14 protein-coding genes and 2 tRNA genes are annotated in these 13,612 nt (G+C 68.4%); 11 read left to right on the top strand and 5 right to left on the bottom strand.

Annotated elements, in window-relative coordinates:
* The first annotated feature begins 31 nt into the window (after positions 1–31).
* The 3 genes from FZP69_RS03715 to FZP69_RS03705 all read left to right on the top strand — a co-directional run bounded on the left by FZP69_RS03715 (position 32) and on the right by FZP69_RS03705 (position 3,051).
* Entirely contained in the window at positions 32–1,522 is a 1,491-nt protein-coding gene (locus FZP69_RS03715; RefSeq protein ID WP_152040016.1) for a single-stranded DNA binding protein, read from the top strand.
* Positions 1,523–1,603: 81 nt separating this feature from the next.
* On the top strand, positions 1,604–2,035 hold the full coding sequence (locus FZP69_RS03710) for a histone family protein (RefSeq protein ID WP_152040015.1): 432 nt from the start codon (positions 1,604–1,606) through the stop codon (positions 2,033–2,035).
* 2 nt (positions 2,036–2,037) lie between these two features.
* Positions 2,038–3,051, top strand: coding sequence for a histone deacetylase family protein (locus FZP69_RS03705; protein WP_152040014.1), 1,014 nt, complete (start codon positions 2,038–2,040; stop codon positions 3,049–3,051).
* Here the strand turns inward: FZP69_RS03705 and cca are convergent.
* Positions 3,048–4,421, bottom strand: a complete 1,374-nt coding sequence (cca, locus tag FZP69_RS03700; protein WP_152040013.1) for a CCA tRNA nucleotidyltransferase — start codon at positions 4,419–4,421, stop codon at positions 3,048–3,050. The two genes, FZP69_RS03705 and cca, sit on opposite strands and share 4 nt — an antisense overlap.
* A gap of 148 nt (positions 4,422–4,569) precedes the next feature.
* On the opposite strand from cca, the gene FZP69_RS03695 reads away from it, so the two are divergent.
* The 5 genes from FZP69_RS03695 to FZP69_RS03675 all read left to right on the top strand — a co-directional run bounded on the left by FZP69_RS03695 (position 4,570) and on the right by FZP69_RS03675 (position 6,548).
* Positions 4,570–4,642, top strand: a tRNA-Asn gene (locus tag FZP69_RS03695).
* A gap of 133 nt (positions 4,643–4,775) precedes the next feature.
* A tRNA-Ile gene (locus tag FZP69_RS03690) sits at positions 4,776–4,848 on the top strand.
* 154 nt (positions 4,849–5,002) lie between these two features.
* Positions 5,003–5,245, top strand: a complete 243-nt coding sequence (locus tag FZP69_RS03685) for a hypothetical protein (RefSeq protein WP_240137442.1) — start codon at positions 5,003–5,005, stop codon at positions 5,243–5,245.
* A 27-nt stretch (positions 5,246–5,272) separates the two neighbouring features.
* Positions 5,273–5,557: a hypothetical protein gene (locus tag FZP69_RS03680; protein WP_152040012.1), complete on the top strand. Its 285-nt coding sequence runs from the start codon at positions 5,273–5,275 to the stop codon at positions 5,555–5,557.
* A 304-nt stretch (positions 5,558–5,861) separates the two neighbouring features.
* Positions 5,862–6,548 carry a sugar phosphate isomerase/epimerase family protein gene (locus FZP69_RS03675; protein ID WP_152040011.1) on the top strand — a complete coding sequence of 229 codons (687 nt, stop codon included), beginning with the start codon at positions 5,862–5,864 and terminating at the stop codon, positions 6,546–6,548.
* A gap of 147 nt (positions 6,549–6,695) precedes the next feature.
* Here FZP69_RS03675 and FZP69_RS03670 read toward each other — a convergent pair whose 3' ends face one another.
* From FZP69_RS03670 to FZP69_RS03660, 3 genes are all read right to left on the bottom strand, one after another.
* Positions 6,696–9,326: a heavy metal translocating P-type ATPase gene (locus FZP69_RS03670; RefSeq protein ID WP_152040010.1), complete on the bottom strand. Its 2,631-nt coding sequence runs from the start codon at positions 9,324–9,326 to the stop codon at positions 6,696–6,698.
* 103 nt (positions 9,327–9,429) lie between these two features.
* A complete protein-coding gene (locus tag FZP69_RS03665; RefSeq protein WP_152040009.1) occupies positions 9,430–10,029 on the bottom strand; it encodes an AsnC family transcriptional regulator in 600 nt (199 codons plus the stop codon).
* Between the two features lie 140 nt (positions 10,030–10,169).
* A complete protein-coding gene (locus FZP69_RS03660) occupies positions 10,170–10,415 on the bottom strand; it encodes a DUF7564 family protein (RefSeq protein ID WP_152040008.1) in 246 nt (81 codons plus the stop codon).
* Positions 10,416–10,493: 78 nt separating this feature from the next.
* Here FZP69_RS03660 and FZP69_RS03655 point away from each other — a divergent pair, with 78 nt between their 5' ends.
* The gene (locus FZP69_RS03655; RefSeq protein ID WP_152041500.1) at positions 10,494–11,111 is read left to right on the top strand and encodes a DUF309 domain-containing protein; all 618 of its coding nucleotides are present in this window, start codon (positions 10,494–10,496) and stop codon (positions 11,109–11,111) included.
* A gap of 485 nt (positions 11,112–11,596) precedes the next feature.
* On the opposite strand, the gene azf is transcribed toward FZP69_RS03655, so the two are convergent.
* Complete coding sequence (gene azf, locus FZP69_RS03650; protein WP_152040007.1) at positions 11,597–12,391, bottom strand: NAD-dependent glucose-6-phosphate dehydrogenase Azf; 795 nt, start codon at positions 12,389–12,391, stop codon at positions 11,597–11,599.
* 272 nt (positions 12,392–12,663) lie between these two features.
* Between azf and FZP69_RS03645 the strand changes: the two genes are divergently transcribed.
* On the top strand, positions 12,664–13,002 hold the full coding sequence (locus tag FZP69_RS03645; protein ID WP_152040006.1) for a dihydroneopterin aldolase family protein: 339 nt from the start codon (positions 12,664–12,666) through the stop codon (positions 13,000–13,002).
* A 102-nt stretch (positions 13,003–13,104) separates the two neighbouring features.
* Positions 13,105–13,572 carry a DUF5790 family protein gene (locus FZP69_RS03640; protein WP_152040005.1) on the top strand — a complete coding sequence of 156 codons (468 nt, stop codon included), beginning with the start codon at positions 13,105–13,107 and terminating at the stop codon, positions 13,570–13,572.
* Positions 13,573–13,612 lie beyond the last annotated feature (40 nt).

The following is a 13,612-nucleotide window of genomic DNA, read 5'->3' as shown; positions in this document are numbered from 1 at the left end:
GCGCGGCTCTGCCCTGGACGTGAACGAAATTATGGGTGTCATCGAGGACGTCTACGAGGACGCCGCGCCCGACGTCGACTTCGAGGCGTTCGAGGCCGCCGTCGAGGAGAAGGTCGAACAGATGGGTGGCCTCGCGGACGAGGAGACGGCCGCGATGCTCGTCGCGCACGAGCTGGCGGACGCCGGCGGGGAGGTGTCGGGGATCGCCGACATCGAGCCCGGGATGGACGAGGTGAAGTTCGTCGCCAAGGTGGTCAGCGTCGGTGAAATCCGGACGTTCGAGCGCGACGGCGACGACGAGGACGGGAAGGTCGTGAACGTCGAGGTCGCCGACGAGACCGGCCGGATCCGGGCTGCGCTCTGGGACGAGGCGGCCGAGGCCGCCGTCGAGGAACTCGACGTCGGGCAGGTGCTCCGCATCGCCGGTCGTCCCAAGGACGGGTACAACGGCGTCGAGGTGAACATCGACCGCGTCGAACCCGATTCGGACACGGAGGTCGACGTCCAGGTGCTCGACACCTACCGCGTCGAGGACCTCTCGCTCGGCCTCTCGGACGTGAACCTCCGGGGGAGCGTGCTGGCCACCGACGCCGTCCGGACGTTCGACCGCGACGACGGCTCCGAAGGGCGGGTCGCCAACCTCGTCCTCGGCGATCCCACCGGCAGGGTCCGGATCACGCTCTGGGACGAGCGGGCGGACCTCGCCGACGAGTTCGCGGTGGGCGAGTCGGTCGAGGTCGTCGACGGCTACGTCCGCGAACGCGACGGCGACCTCGAACTGCACGTCGGCGACCGGGGGAGCGTCGAGCGGATCGACGAGTCGATCGAGTACGTCCCCGAGACGGACGCCATCTCGGACCTGGAGATCGGGCAGACGGCCGACGTCGGCGGCGGCGTGATCGAACTCGACGAGAAGCGAACGTTCGACCGCGACGACGGCTCGCAGGGGCAGGTCAGGAACATCCGCGTCAAGGACGACACGGGCGATATTCGTGTGGCGCTCTGGGGCGACAAGGCCGACATCGACGTCGACCTGGGGCAGTACGTCGTGCTCACCGACGTCCAGGTGAAAGACGGCTGGCAGGAAGCGCTCGAGTGTTCGGTGAACTGGCGCTCGACCGTCTCGGTCCTCGACGAGCGCCCCGAGAACGCGCCGACGCACGAGTCGGCCTCGGCCTCCGCCCCGGCCGCCGGGTCGGCGTCCGGCGGGGCGGACGGACAGGGGAGTCTCGCGTCGTTCGACACGTCGTCGGAGTCGAGTTCGGCGTCGGAGTCGGCATCGGCGACCGCCACGGCGGGGTCGTCCACGTCTGGCGGGGCGGCGGCCGAGACGGCGACGAGCGACGGCCCCGACGAGATCGAGTTCACCGGGACGGTCGTCCAGGCCGGAAGCCCCGTCGTGCTCGACGACGGGACGGAGACGTACAGCGTCGAGACCGACGCGAGTCTCCGACTCGGCGAGGAGGTGACGGTCCGCGGGCGCGTCCACGACGGTCGGATCGACGCCGAGGACGTCTTTTGAGCGTCTCTTGAGCGGCGTCGGCACGCCTCGGCCGGGAGCCGACGGAAAGGATTATACCCCGGCTAACGTGGATAATTGTATATGAGTGTCGAGCTCCCGTTCGCCCCGGTCGACTCCATCATCCGACGCAACGCGGGTGAGCTCCGGGTAAGCGCCGACGCCGCGGAGGAACTCGCTCGGCGCATCCAACAGCACGGATCGGCGCTGGCCGTCGACGCGGCCGAACGCGCGACCGCCGACGGACGGAAGACGTTGATGGCTGCCGACTTCGACGTCGAACAGGTGATCGACCGGGGCGAACTCGAACTGCCAGTCGCACCGGTCGACCGGATCGCCCGGCTCCGCATCGACGACCGATACCGGGTGTCGATGGAGGCACGCGTCGCCCTCGCCGACGTCCTGGAGGACTACGCCGACAACGTCGCGAGCGCCGCGGCGACCCTGGCTCGCCACGCCGACCGTCGCACCATCCAGGCGGAGGACATCGAGACGTACTTCGCCCTCTTCGCGTAGCCATGCAGTTCGGCTACAGCGAGACCTGTCTCGAACACGACACGGGCTCGCGTCACCCCGAGACGCCGGACCGCCTGCGGGCGATCCGTCGCGCCCTCGCCAAGCGCCACGGCGTCGAATACGTCGAGAGCGACCCCGTCGAGCAGACGCGCGTCGAGGCGGTCCACGACCCCGACTACGTCTCCGAGATCAAGCAGTTCTGTGAGAACGGTGGGGGAAACTGGGACCCCGACACGGTCGCCAGCGCCGCGACGTGGGACGCGACGCTCGCGAGCGCCGGCCTCGCCGAGTGGGCCGCCCGCGAGGCGACGTCCGGCGCGAGCGGCCGCGAGACGACGTTCGCCCTCGGCCGGCCGCCGGGACACCACGCCGTCGCGGACGACGCGATGGGCTTCTGTTTCGTCAACAACGCCGCGGTCGCCGCACAGACGCTCATCGACGACGGCGACGCCGACCGCGTCGCTATCTTCGACTGGGACGTCCACCACGGCAACGGGACACAGGACATCTTCTACGACCGTGGGGACGTCTTCTACGCCTCGTTCCACGAGGACGGGCTCTACCCCGGCACCGGGAAGGTCGCCGAGACCGGCGAGGGCGAGGGCGAGGGGACGACGCTCAACGTGCCGCTCGCCGCCGGCGCGGGCGACGGCGACTACACCTACGCGGTCGACGAGACGCTCGCGCCCGCGATCGAGCGGTTCGATCCCGACCTCTTCCTGGTGAGTGCCGGCTTCGACGCCCACCGGCACGACCCCATCTCGCGGATGCGCGTCTCGACCGAGGGGTACGCGGTGCTGACCGACCGGGTCCGCGACATCGCCAGGGAGACCGACGCGGGGCTCGCGTTCGTCCTCGAGGGCGGCTACGGGCTCGACACGCTCTCCGACGGGGTGTCGATCGTCCACGAGACGTTCGACGGTCGCCGACCCATCGAACCCGACGAGGGACCGAACGAGAAGACGGAACTCCTGATCTCGGACGTCCGCGAGGCGGTCGGCCTCGACGAGCGCTAGGGAACCGGTCGGAAGTACCGCGCCAGTTCCACGCCGAACGAGTCGGCCAGCGACGCGAGTTCCTCACCGACGAGCACCTGGTACCCCTCCTCGCGGAGCGTCGACTCGACGCCCGTGCCGAGCGCGACGTCGAACAGCGCGTCGCTCGCGAGGAGGGCGCGGGCGTCGGTCCACTGCCGCGGCCGCTCGACCACGTATCTGTCGTCCTCGATGAAGGGACCGTACACGTCGTCGTCGTCGACGTACGTCGCGAAGAACGCCTCGGCGTGCTCCCGGACGTGCACGGGGGGTCCCGCGTGTCGTTCGACGGCAGGGAGCGTCGGCGTCGCGAGTTCGACGAGGAGGACCGCGTGCCCGTCGGCGAACGTCTCGCTCCGGAGGACGCGGAAGCCGCGCCGGTCGAGTTCGGTCACGACGCCGCCGAGCGACTTCTCCAGCTGTGGGTAGAGCTGGTCGTCGACGAGATCCGGCGCGTCGAACCGGATCGCGACGGGCGTCGTCCCCCGGCGGGCGACGTGATCGGCCACTGCCGCCTCCGAGAGCGGGTCGAGCGTGGACTCGTGGAAGCGGTCCGCCCGGGGGTCGGCGACGAGGTCGCGGGCGTGGTGCTGGAGTCGGGCGACGTTCGCGGCCGAACAGACGGCGGCGACGTTGCGGGCGGGGTCGGTCGGGTCGACGACGACGAGCGGGTCGTCGTGCTCGCGCGTGCCGTGCGCTTCGGGGTCGAACCGGACCGGCGGCTGCCAGTCGGTGGCCGCCTCGAGGAGCGGGACGACGCCGTCGTGAACGAGGACGAGCAGTTCGGTCAGATAGCCCGAGAAGCCCCGCGTCCGCAGGTTCGATCCGTACGCGCCGACGGATTTGAGGAACCGTTTGAACACCCGCACGTCGCGGGCGAGATCGACGTCGATCCGTTCGGCGAGGTAGGCGTTGTGGAACGGCGTGCGGTCGACGGCGGATCTGATCTCGGCGGCGCTGTCGACGTCGTAACACGGCACGAGATCGACGTCGAACCCGTCGTACGTGCCGGTGACGTACGGGTGCTCGGCGTACTCCTCGTGCCCGTCGGGGAAAACGGCGCGTCCGATCACGAGCCCGTAGCGCTCCAGCTCCGCGCGGTCGAGGTCCGTCGGAAAGCGCACGAACAGGTCGATGTCGCGGTCGCCCGAGAGCCACGTCCCGCGGGCGGTCGACCCTACCTGGAGGACGTCGACGGCGTCGGCGACCACTGGCGGGATGTCACGTTCCGCGACGGCGCGCTCGATCCGCTCGCGGAGCGCATCGACGGCGCTGGCGAGACGCGCTCGCTCCGCCGCGTCCGGGCGGACCTCCTCGTCGACGGCGGCGACGACGGCCGCGAGTTCGGTCATCGGCTCCGCTTGTTCGCCGTGGTGCGAAAGCGTGTCGATCGCTCCAGGCGGTCCGCACGGCGTATGTGTCGTCGTGCCGCGGGCGGGTGAAAACGAAAGCCCTATGAAATCACCTCCGGTAGCTGAGAGTGCGTCAGCCGAGACGCGAGCCATCGTAGCTCAGCTGGTAGAGCGCCTCGCTGTTAACGAGGTGGTCCCAGGTTCGAGTCCTGGCGATGGCGCTCTCTTCGGAGGTACTGCGAACGGGAGCCGAGCGTCCGTCGCGTGGACCGACCGCCGAAGTCGAGTCGCTGCCTCGAGTCGGAGACGGCGAGCCGCTAGTTCTATTACCGGCGCTGTGTTTGCCCGCATACGGGGCCCTTAGCTCAGTGGTCAGAGCGCTCGGCTCATAACCGGGTGGTCGTGGGTTCGAACCCCACAGGGCCCATGATCTCCTGCGACCGTCAGTGAGCGGTGAGATCTGTCCGCGGGGGTCGAATCAGGGAGTGGAGCGAACGCAGTGAGCGAAACGACCGTGGCTCGAACCCGACGGGGATAGCGGTCTCCGGTTTCCGCGGCCGGACCACGAGTTCTTCGAACACGTGCCACCGGACGACTGCCGATGGCACTTCCACGGGTCGTTCGACCCGCCAGCCGACGCGCACGTGCTCATCGAGGACGACGCGGGCGGTGCCGTCCTGTACACCGACGATTCGACGTGGGCCGGAGATACGCTCGTCACGACCCTCGACCCGACGTACCACTACGGCTCGTACTTCATGCCGGCGACCGACCGTTTCCTCTCGGGACTGCTCCCGTGGCTCCACGATGAGTTCGTCCGATGATTCGACGCGACAGCGAGGGGTCGGCGCATGAGAGGTAAGGAACGGGCGCTACTCGCCGGCGTGGTCCTCGTTGGCGTCGCGCTCGCTCTCAGTGGGTTCGCGACCGCACACGTCGGACATTCGTCGACGCCACTCGAACCGAGCGACGACGGCTTCGACGTCCCGCTCGCAGGTGTTGGCGTCGGCATCCTCGTGCTCTCCTGTGCCGCTCTGTTCGGCGGTGTCGCGTCGAATCGAAGCGCACTGGTCGGTCTCGCGGTCGGTGCGTGTCTCCTCTTCGTCGGTGGGCTCTCGATCGTCGACGTGCTGTGAGCCTGCTGGACGGAGGCATCCGATCGGACGGATTCGACCCGCGACCGGGCGACGCCCCACGAGTCAAAAAAACGCCCGGGCTCGTCGGACGCTCGGAGCGGGGAATCGTAGTCCGCGTACTCTTCCGTCTCGTCCGTCCCGTCGAGCTTCGACGACATCACCGCGGCAGTCCGCCCGGACGACGTCGACGTTCACCCCGTCGATCCCCCGCGACCTGTCCGCCGGATGGCGACGACGGTCGTTCGCTCGGCGACGCCGGCGACCGCGCGAGCGAGCGGGAGACAGATGACCGCTCACCGGAAGGTTGCGACGGTCCAGTGGGCGGCCTCAGGTCAGCGCTCAGACGGCGGCGCTGCAGGCACTCGCCGACCGCCACGAGCTGACGGACACGGTCCACGCGCCCCACGTCGACTGCACGCCCGGGAACCTCAACGAGACACATCGGAAGGCGTTCGTCTCGGGCGTCAGGTCCTCGCTGGAGCTCGCGTCGTCGATCGACGCCAGCGGCGTCGTCGTCCACGGGGGAGCGATTCGTACGCAGTACCCGGATCGCGTCAATCGACACAGCCGCGAACAGGCCGTCTCGTCCCTGCGGGAGTGTGCTCGGTACGCGGAGGAGGTCGACGTCCCCCTGTGCGTGGAGAACCAGCGCGACAGGGACGGAAAGCGGCGGCACACGGCGACACCCGACCGTCTCGAGTCGTTCCTCGACGACGTCGGGTTCGGCGCGGAGTATCTCCGGCTCACCCTCGACGTCGGCCACGCGAAGGCGACCGGAGTCGACTACGAGGCGTTCGTCGACCGGTTCGAAGCGCGCATCCACGTCGCCCACCTCCACGACAACGACGGCACCGGCGACGACCACGATCCGCTCCCCTCGTTCCGCGAGGTCGCGGCCAGCGTCGGCGCACCCTACAACGTGCTCGAGATGAAATCCCTCGCGGACATCGACCGCTGCGTCGGCGGCGAAATCGACGGAGGAACCGCCTGAGGAAATCGGTCGCGACGAGCACGGGTCGGTGATCGAAGCGTCCGCGTCGGTCACGCTCGGATCGGCATCGGAGGCCCAGGACAGACGTTCCGGCACCGGACGCGGGGAGGTTGCGGCTGTCGGTCTGTCGGGGTGCCCCCTCTCGTGTTAGCGGCGGACGCGCCCGAGCAACTCGTAGTCGCGGTCGGGGCTGTACCGGCGGAACAGCAGGCTGTTCGTCAGCACCGACACGCTGGAGAACGCCATCGCCCCGGCCGCGAGCACCGGCTGGAGGAGTCCGAGCGACGCCAGCGGAATCATCGCGGTGTTGTAGCCGAGCGCCCACACGAGGTTCTGTTTGATCTTCTGGAGCGTCGCATCGGAGATCCGGATGGCTTTCACGACGTCGAGCGGATCGTCGCGCATCAGTGTGACGTCCGCGGCTTCGATCGCGACGTCGGTCCCGCTCCCGATGGCGGTGCCGACGTAGGCGACCGCGAGCGCGGGTGCGTCGTTGACGCCGTCACCCACCATCATCGCCTTCCGGCCCTCGGCCTGGATCGCTTCGACGGCGTCGGACTTGTCTTCGGGCAGCACCTCTGCACGGACGTTGTCGGGGTCGATGCCGACCTGTTCGGCGACGGAGCGCGCGGTCCGCTCGTTGTCGCCCGTGATCATCATCACGTCGATGCCACGCTCGCGGAGCTGACCGACGGCGTCCGCCGCAGTCGGCTTGACCGTATCGGCGTCGGCGACGACGCCGACGAGGCCGCCGCCGTCCGTGCCAGCGGGCAGGCGGGCGACGAGCATCGCCGTCTTCCCCTCGTTCTCGAGGCGCTCCATCGTCTCGGCGGCGGGTGCGGGGTCAACGCCGTTGTCCCGGAGCAGTTTCCGGTTCCCGACGAGGACGTCACTCCCGTCGACCGTGGCTCTGACGCCGTGGCCGGGCACGTTCTCGAACGCGTCGGGAGCAGTGACGTCGATGCCACGGGCTTCGGCACCCTCGACGATGGCACGGGCGAGCGGATGTTCGCTGCCGTGCTCCGCGATCGCAGCGAGCCGGAGCACGAACTCCTCAGAACGCCGATCGGGAGCCGTCAGCTGCCCACCGTCGGCCGCGGCGTCGCCGCCGTCGCCGACGACGTGGCCGTCGCGGTCGAAGACGACGACGTCCGTCAGTGACATCTCCCCTCTCGTGAGGGTCCCCGTCTTGTCGAAGACGACCGTGTCGACGTCCTTCGCCCGTTCGAGGACGTCGCCACCTTTGAACAGGACGCCGTGCTGTGCGCCGATGGTCGTTCCGACCATCGTCGCGGCGGGCGTCGCCAGCCCCAGCGCACAGGGGCAGGCGATGAGCACGGACGACGCGAACACGATGACGGCGAACTCGAAGACGGAGACGCCGCCACCGGCCACGACGGGACCGCCTGCGACGAGCCCCCACGTCGGGAGCCACGCCACGACGCCCGCGAGAACGCCGGGGAACAGGTACCAGACGGTCGCCCAGAACACGGCGTTGACGACGACCGCGGGGACGAAGTACGCCGAGATCCGGTCGGCGAGGTTCTGAATGTCGGGCTGGCGGGACTGTGCCTCCTTGACCGTCCGGACGATCTGCTGGAGCGCCGTGTCTTTGCCGACCTTCGTCGCCTCCACGACGAGCACGCCGTTCTCGTTGATCGTCGAGCCGACCACCTCGTCACCGTCGCTCTTCTCGACGGGGACGGATTCGCCGGTGACCATCGACTCGTCGACGGCGGACTGTCCGTCGACGACGACGCCGTCGGTCGGGATCTGCTCGCCGGGTCGGATCTTCATCCGGTCGCCGACCTCGACGTCTTCCAGCGGAATCTCCCGCTCGGTCCCGTCCTCGTCGACGACGGTGGCCGTCTCGGCCTCCATCTCGAGGAGTTTCCGGAGCGCCTCGCCCGCCTGGCCCTTGGAACGGGCTTCGAGGTAGTTCCCGAGCGTGATGAACACGAGGATGAGCGCTGCCGTGTCGAAGTACAGTCCCCCGGCGATCAGCCCGAAGAGAACCGCGGCGGAGTAGACGTACGCGGTGGTCGAACCCAGCGCGATCAGCACGTCCATGTTGGCGCGGCCGTTCCTGACGAGCGCCTTGTAGGAGTTCCGGTAGAACGGCCACCCGAGCACCACCTGAACGGGCGTCGCCAGCAGGAACTCCGTCCAGCCGAACGTGACGCCGAAGACGGTCTCCGGAAGGACGCTTCCACCGAGGAGGAGCTTTTCGACGAGGAAGAACAGCAGCGGCGTGGAGAGGGCTGCGCCGAACAGAGTGAGTCGGCGCTGTCGGCGGATCTCTGCCTGCCGGGCGGCGTCCCGAGCGTCCCCTCCCGCACCGTCCTCGGCCCCGTCGTCCTCGCGGACCGGCGAGTAGCCGGCGTCCTCGATGGCACCGTAGAAGTCGGTGCGGTCCGCGTCGGCTGGGTTGTACGTGATCTGCGCCTCGTCGGTGGCGTAGTTGACGTCGGCTGCGACGACCCCGGGGGTTCGTTCGAGTGCCGCCTGGACGGTCTCCGAACAGTTCGCACACGACATGTCGGTGATGGCGACGGTCACCGACTCCGTGACCGGCGTGTAGCCGGCGTCTTTGATGGCCTCGAAGATTCGCCCGAGCGAAACCGTATCCGGGTCGTACTCGACGCTCCCCTCGTCGGTCGCGAAGTTGATGCTCGCGTCCACGACCCCGTCGAGGGAGCCGACGGCGTCGGCGATGGTTTGCGAACAGTTCGCGCAACTCATCCCCTGGATGTCGATCCGACTTCGACGGTGGCTCATTGGCTGTTACTACGCTCCCCACACTCAACCGGGTTTCCCTTTCGATCGTTCGGTAGATAGCGACTCTAACCTTCGAAAACAAAGACAGCCGACGGGAGCGGGGTTACTCGGCTCCCTGCCGGAACTGTTCGTACTTCTCCGCGAATCGGGACTCACACGACGGGCAGCAGAACTGGTAGAGCGTGCCATCGATGCGACTCGCGGTTCCCTCGCTGTCGACCGTGTTCCCGCACTGCGCACAGCTGAGCGCGAACTCCGTGCCACCCAGGTCCGGCGACCACTCGGTCCCTGCGAGGAGCGTCACGCTGAACTCGTCGACGGCCTCCCGTCCGACGGTGTCGGTCAGCCAACTCGCCACGTCGTTGTCCGGAACACGGGCGACGACGACCAGGTCGGCTTCAGCGGTGGTGAACACGTGTTCGACCGCGCCCGCCTCAAGGAGGGACTCTCTGACCGACGGGAGGGCCGACTCGTGTGCGGCGACGTCGAGCGTGATCAGCACGGGGAGGCCCTTCCGGAGCTGCGAGCGGTCGATGTCGAGCGTGAATCGGTCGATGATGCCGATCTCCTGGAGTCTGGTCACTCGATCCGAGACGGCTGGTGCCGAGAGACCGACGGCGTCGGCGATCTCGCTGTAGGGCCGACGCGCGTTCGACAGCAGGAGCTGGAGGATTTCGAGGTCGGTTTCGTCGAGGTCGCGCATAGAGGCGTATCGACACCGGACGACTAAATCGCCTCGGAACCGGACGACTAAATCGCCTCGAGGCCAGGCGGTCCGTGGGGGGTCGAACCACATCGGGCCGACGAACGCGGTCGTGAGTCCCGCAGAGCGGTGACCGGATGTCACTCGTCGTCGTACGGATCGGCCGGCGTCTCGTCGTCCGTCGACGACGGCCGGGTCGGGGGGAGTCGGGAGGGCGTTCGTGGGGGGGATTCCTCGCCACGCTGTCGGGCGATCCACGTCTCGTGACAGTCCGGACAGTAGTTGCCCTTGTACGTGGCCGTGAACGAGTAGCGGGTCCCGCAGTCGAGACAGGTGCGAGCGGCGGTGGGTCGCCCGCGGTCCTGCTGGTCGTGACGTGCTACCACACTACGAGGAGGCGACGCACACACATAAGTATATCCGGCGAACGACCCAGTAGGATAATAACTACCACGATGTCGACTATCGAGGAGGCACTCGCCGCCGGCATCGTGGTCCACAACGCGGGTGAACACCACGCGGCACACGACGCCTGGGAGGACGAGTGGCTCGCACTCGACGCGGGGACCGACGACGAGCGGTTCCTCCACGGACTGATCCAGTTCACCGCGGCGGTGTACCACGGACGGCGGCGGAACTGGAGCGGTGCGCGCAAGCTGGCGCGGTCGGCGCGGGAGTACCTCGCCGGTCTCGACCGGGACTACCGCGGCGTCGACCTCGCGTCGGTCCGCGACTACCTCCGACGGCTCGGGGACGACCCCGAGTACGCCGAGCGAGCGCGCCCGCTCGAGTTACGGTACGACGGCCGGGTGCTCGCCGCCGTCGACCTCGAAATCGACGCGCTCGGCGTCGCCGCCGGGGTCGTCGTCGAGGAGCACGGAGCGGAGTTCGACGAGGCCGTCGTCGAGCAGGCGGTCGGATACGCCCGCGAAGAGGCGGACACCGCACGGTCGCGGTTTCGAGCCCTGCTCTGTGACTTCGTCGACGACGCGGACCGACGGGCCCTCGTCTACGACCGTCTCCGGGACCACGTGCGCAGGCGGCGGCGGGAAGAGGAGGACGTCGACGGGCTGTTCGAGTGACACGCGCGCGGCGTACCTTCGAGGGAACGGCCGGCAGTCGAGTGCCGAGAGCGAATCGGAATCCAGCTCCGACAGCGACTGGGAAGGCGGAGACCGACGGTCGGGAGCTGAACCGACAGGGAAACCGGGAATCGAGCTAGCATTGAGCCGAAACGGAACTCACCGCGAGACCAGGGCGACCGCGCGGACGCGGGGCGCAGCGAGGGGCCTCGTCCTCCCCAGCCGGCTCCCTCACTCGCCCGGCTCACGGCCTCCGCCGTTCGCCGTCTCGCGGCGCGAGCGCCGCGCACCGCTCGTTCGGTCGCCCCTCGCGCGAGTCGCTCACGGCGTTCGCTCCCACGCGCCGACCGCCAGGGACACGCAGTGGCGACGCCGACCTCGTGCGTATGTCTCCCCCGTCGGGCGCGATCGGATGCCCAGCACGCACGGGAGCGCAGTCGCACGTGGAGCGTGAGAGCGAGGAATGGGGATCGTGTCGAGAGCCACTACTCCGCCGCGGCGTCCTTGGGCGTGCCGTCGGCGTGGTAGTCGGCGGAGTTGTCCTGCGGATCGTAGCCCAGGACTTCGCGAGCGCGGTCGATCGAGTAGTACTTCCGGTCGTTGTCGGAGATGCCGTAGACGACCTCGTATTCGTAGTCGGCCTGGAGACAGCAGTCGAACAGGTGCGCACAGTCGCGGTACGAGAGCCACATGGCCTGGCCACGCTCGTAGTTTCGCGGCGGATGCCCCCGGGTGAGGTTGCCGATGCGGACGCAGACGACGCTCATCCCGGAGTCGTCGTGGTAGAAACGACCGAGCGTCTCGCCGGCGGCCTTCGAGACGCCGTAGAGGTTGCCCGGACGGGGGAGTTCGGTTCCGTCGAGTCGGAACTGGTCGTCAGTCCGGTACATCGCGGGCGTTCGGTCCTCCGTCTCGTAGGCACCGACCGCGTGGTTCGACGAGGCGAACGCGAACTTCTCGACGCCAGCCGCCGCTGCCTCCGCCAGCATCGTCTGCGTGCCGTCGATGTTGTTCCGCAGGACGGAGTCCCAGGGTGCTTCGGGTCGGGGGTCACCGGCGAGGTGGACGACCGCACCGACGCCGTTGATGGCGTTTCTGACGGCGTAATCGTCGGTCACGTCGGCGATGTAGACGGCGTCGTCCGGTACGTTGTCGGGTATCTTGTCGCTCGACAGGGGTTCGCGGTCGAGGAGTCGCCAGTCGTAGCGGTCGCCGAGGTGGCCCAGAATGGCCTGCCCGACGCGGCCGCCCGCCCCCGTCAAGAGAACCGGCTTGTCCATTCGGGTGGTCGTGTGCGTGGAGGCCGTAAGTAAGGTACGGTTCGAGTGGTCGCGTCCGCGTCCCCGCATCGGGGTGAGACACCGGACCGCCGAGCGAGTGGCGGGGCGGAGACGACAGGAGGGAGGCACGAGAGCGAGGAGAGGCAGAGACGGTAGGAGGCGGGCACGAGAACGAGGAGACGACGTTGGAGCCGACCGGACGAACGCGACGGTCCGCCGGGGGACGAGGAGAAGCCCGTGAACTCTTGCCGCATCCGACCGTGGACGTACTCATGGCGACAGACGTCGAGCAGGCGTGTTTCGAGGCGGGTATCAAGTTCGGGTCGCTCTACCACCAGTTCGCCGGGACGCCCGTCTCCCCTCGAAGTACGCGGAGTCTCGAACGGGCGATGGAGGAGGCGATCGAGAACCAGCCGCACTGCGCGTCGGTGTCGGTCACGATCTTCGACGACCGCGTCGCCGACGCCATCGATCACGAGAACGGCTACACCGAACTCACGGGGAGCCTGATGGAGGTCGAGATGCGGATCGAGTTTCGCGAGCAGGTCGTCCGAACACGGATGGCGATGGAGGACGGCTACCCGCTGATGAAACTCGTTGGCGTCGAGTGAACCAGCGGGTCGGTCGTAAACCCACGAGAGCGGGCTCTATGTCTCGCCCTTCACTTTCACTTCGCGGCAGGCGTTTAACTCGAACGGCGTCCAATTCGGGGTATGAGTAGCCAGGCCACACTCGGTGACGACGAGCTGTTCGGTGAGGCGGCGGCGGAGATCCGCGCCGACGTCGAGGACCACCTCGAGGCGGCACGGGCGGAGCTGCCCGCCCCCGACGACGTCTGGGAGACCGACGCCGACAACGTCCTCGGCGTCCTCAACGGGCTGAAGTCGTCGCTCGACGTCGGCGACGCGACGGAGCAGCTCCACCAGGCGAAGAAGTGGTACGTCATCGGCTCCCGTGCCGACGCGTTCGAGGACGCGGACGACCTCGCGGCGGAGATCGAAGAGCTCGAGGAGCTGGTCGAGACGATCACCGAGGCGCGCGAACAGGTCACCGACCTGACCAGCGTGATGCCACAGCTACGGAGCGCGCTCCAGGATGCGTCGGAAGCAGAAGAAGCCGAAGAGGAGGAAGAGGAGGAAGAGGAGGAAGAGGAGGAAGAGGAGGAAGAGGAAGAAGAGTAGCACCGTCACAGCCGGTGCGGAGCGCCCGACAGTGACGGAT

Source organism: Salinigranum salinum, from assembly GCF_009176545.1.
GTDB lineage: Archaea > Halobacteriota > Halobacteria > Halobacteriales > Haloferacaceae > Salinigranum > Salinigranum salinum.
This window is presented reverse-complemented; position numbering and strand designations above follow the sequence as displayed.

What these genes read in the sequence shown, in the direction of transcription:
- FZP69_RS03715 (WP_152040016.1), top strand. Translation starts at nt 32, where the DNA reads ATGGGTGTCATCGAGGACGTCTACGAGGACGCCGCGCCCGACGTCGAC.
- FZP69_RS03710 (WP_152040015.1), top strand. Translation starts at nt 1,604, where the DNA reads ATGAGTGTCGAGCTCCCGTTCGCCCCGGTCGACTCCATCATCCGACGC.
- FZP69_RS03705 (WP_152040014.1), top strand. Translation starts at nt 2,038, where the DNA reads ATGCAGTTCGGCTACAGCGAGACCTGTCTCGAACACGACACGGGCTCG.
- cca (WP_152040013.1), bottom strand. Translation starts at nt 4,421, where the DNA reads ATGACCGAACTCGCGGCCGTCGTCGCCGCCGTCGACGAGGAGGTCCGC.
- FZP69_RS03680 (WP_152040012.1), top strand. Translation starts at nt 5,273, where the DNA reads ATGAGAGGTAAGGAACGGGCGCTACTCGCCGGCGTGGTCCTCGTTGGC.
- FZP69_RS03670 (WP_152040010.1), bottom strand. Translation starts at nt 9,326, where the DNA reads ATGAGCCACCGTCGAAGTCGGATCGACATCCAGGGGATGAGTTGCGCG.
- FZP69_RS03665 (WP_152040009.1), bottom strand. Translation starts at nt 10,029, where the DNA reads ATGCGCGACCTCGACGAAACCGACCTCGAAATCCTCCAGCTCCTGCTG.
- azf (WP_152040007.1), bottom strand. Translation starts at nt 12,391, where the DNA reads ATGGACAAGCCGGTTCTCTTGACGGGGGCGGGCGGCCGCGTCGGGCAG.
- FZP69_RS03645 (WP_152040006.1), top strand. Translation starts at nt 12,664, where the DNA reads ATGGCGACAGACGTCGAGCAGGCGTGTTTCGAGGCGGGTATCAAGTTC.
- FZP69_RS03640 (WP_152040005.1), top strand. Translation starts at nt 13,105, where the DNA reads ATGAGTAGCCAGGCCACACTCGGTGACGACGAGCTGTTCGGTGAGGCG.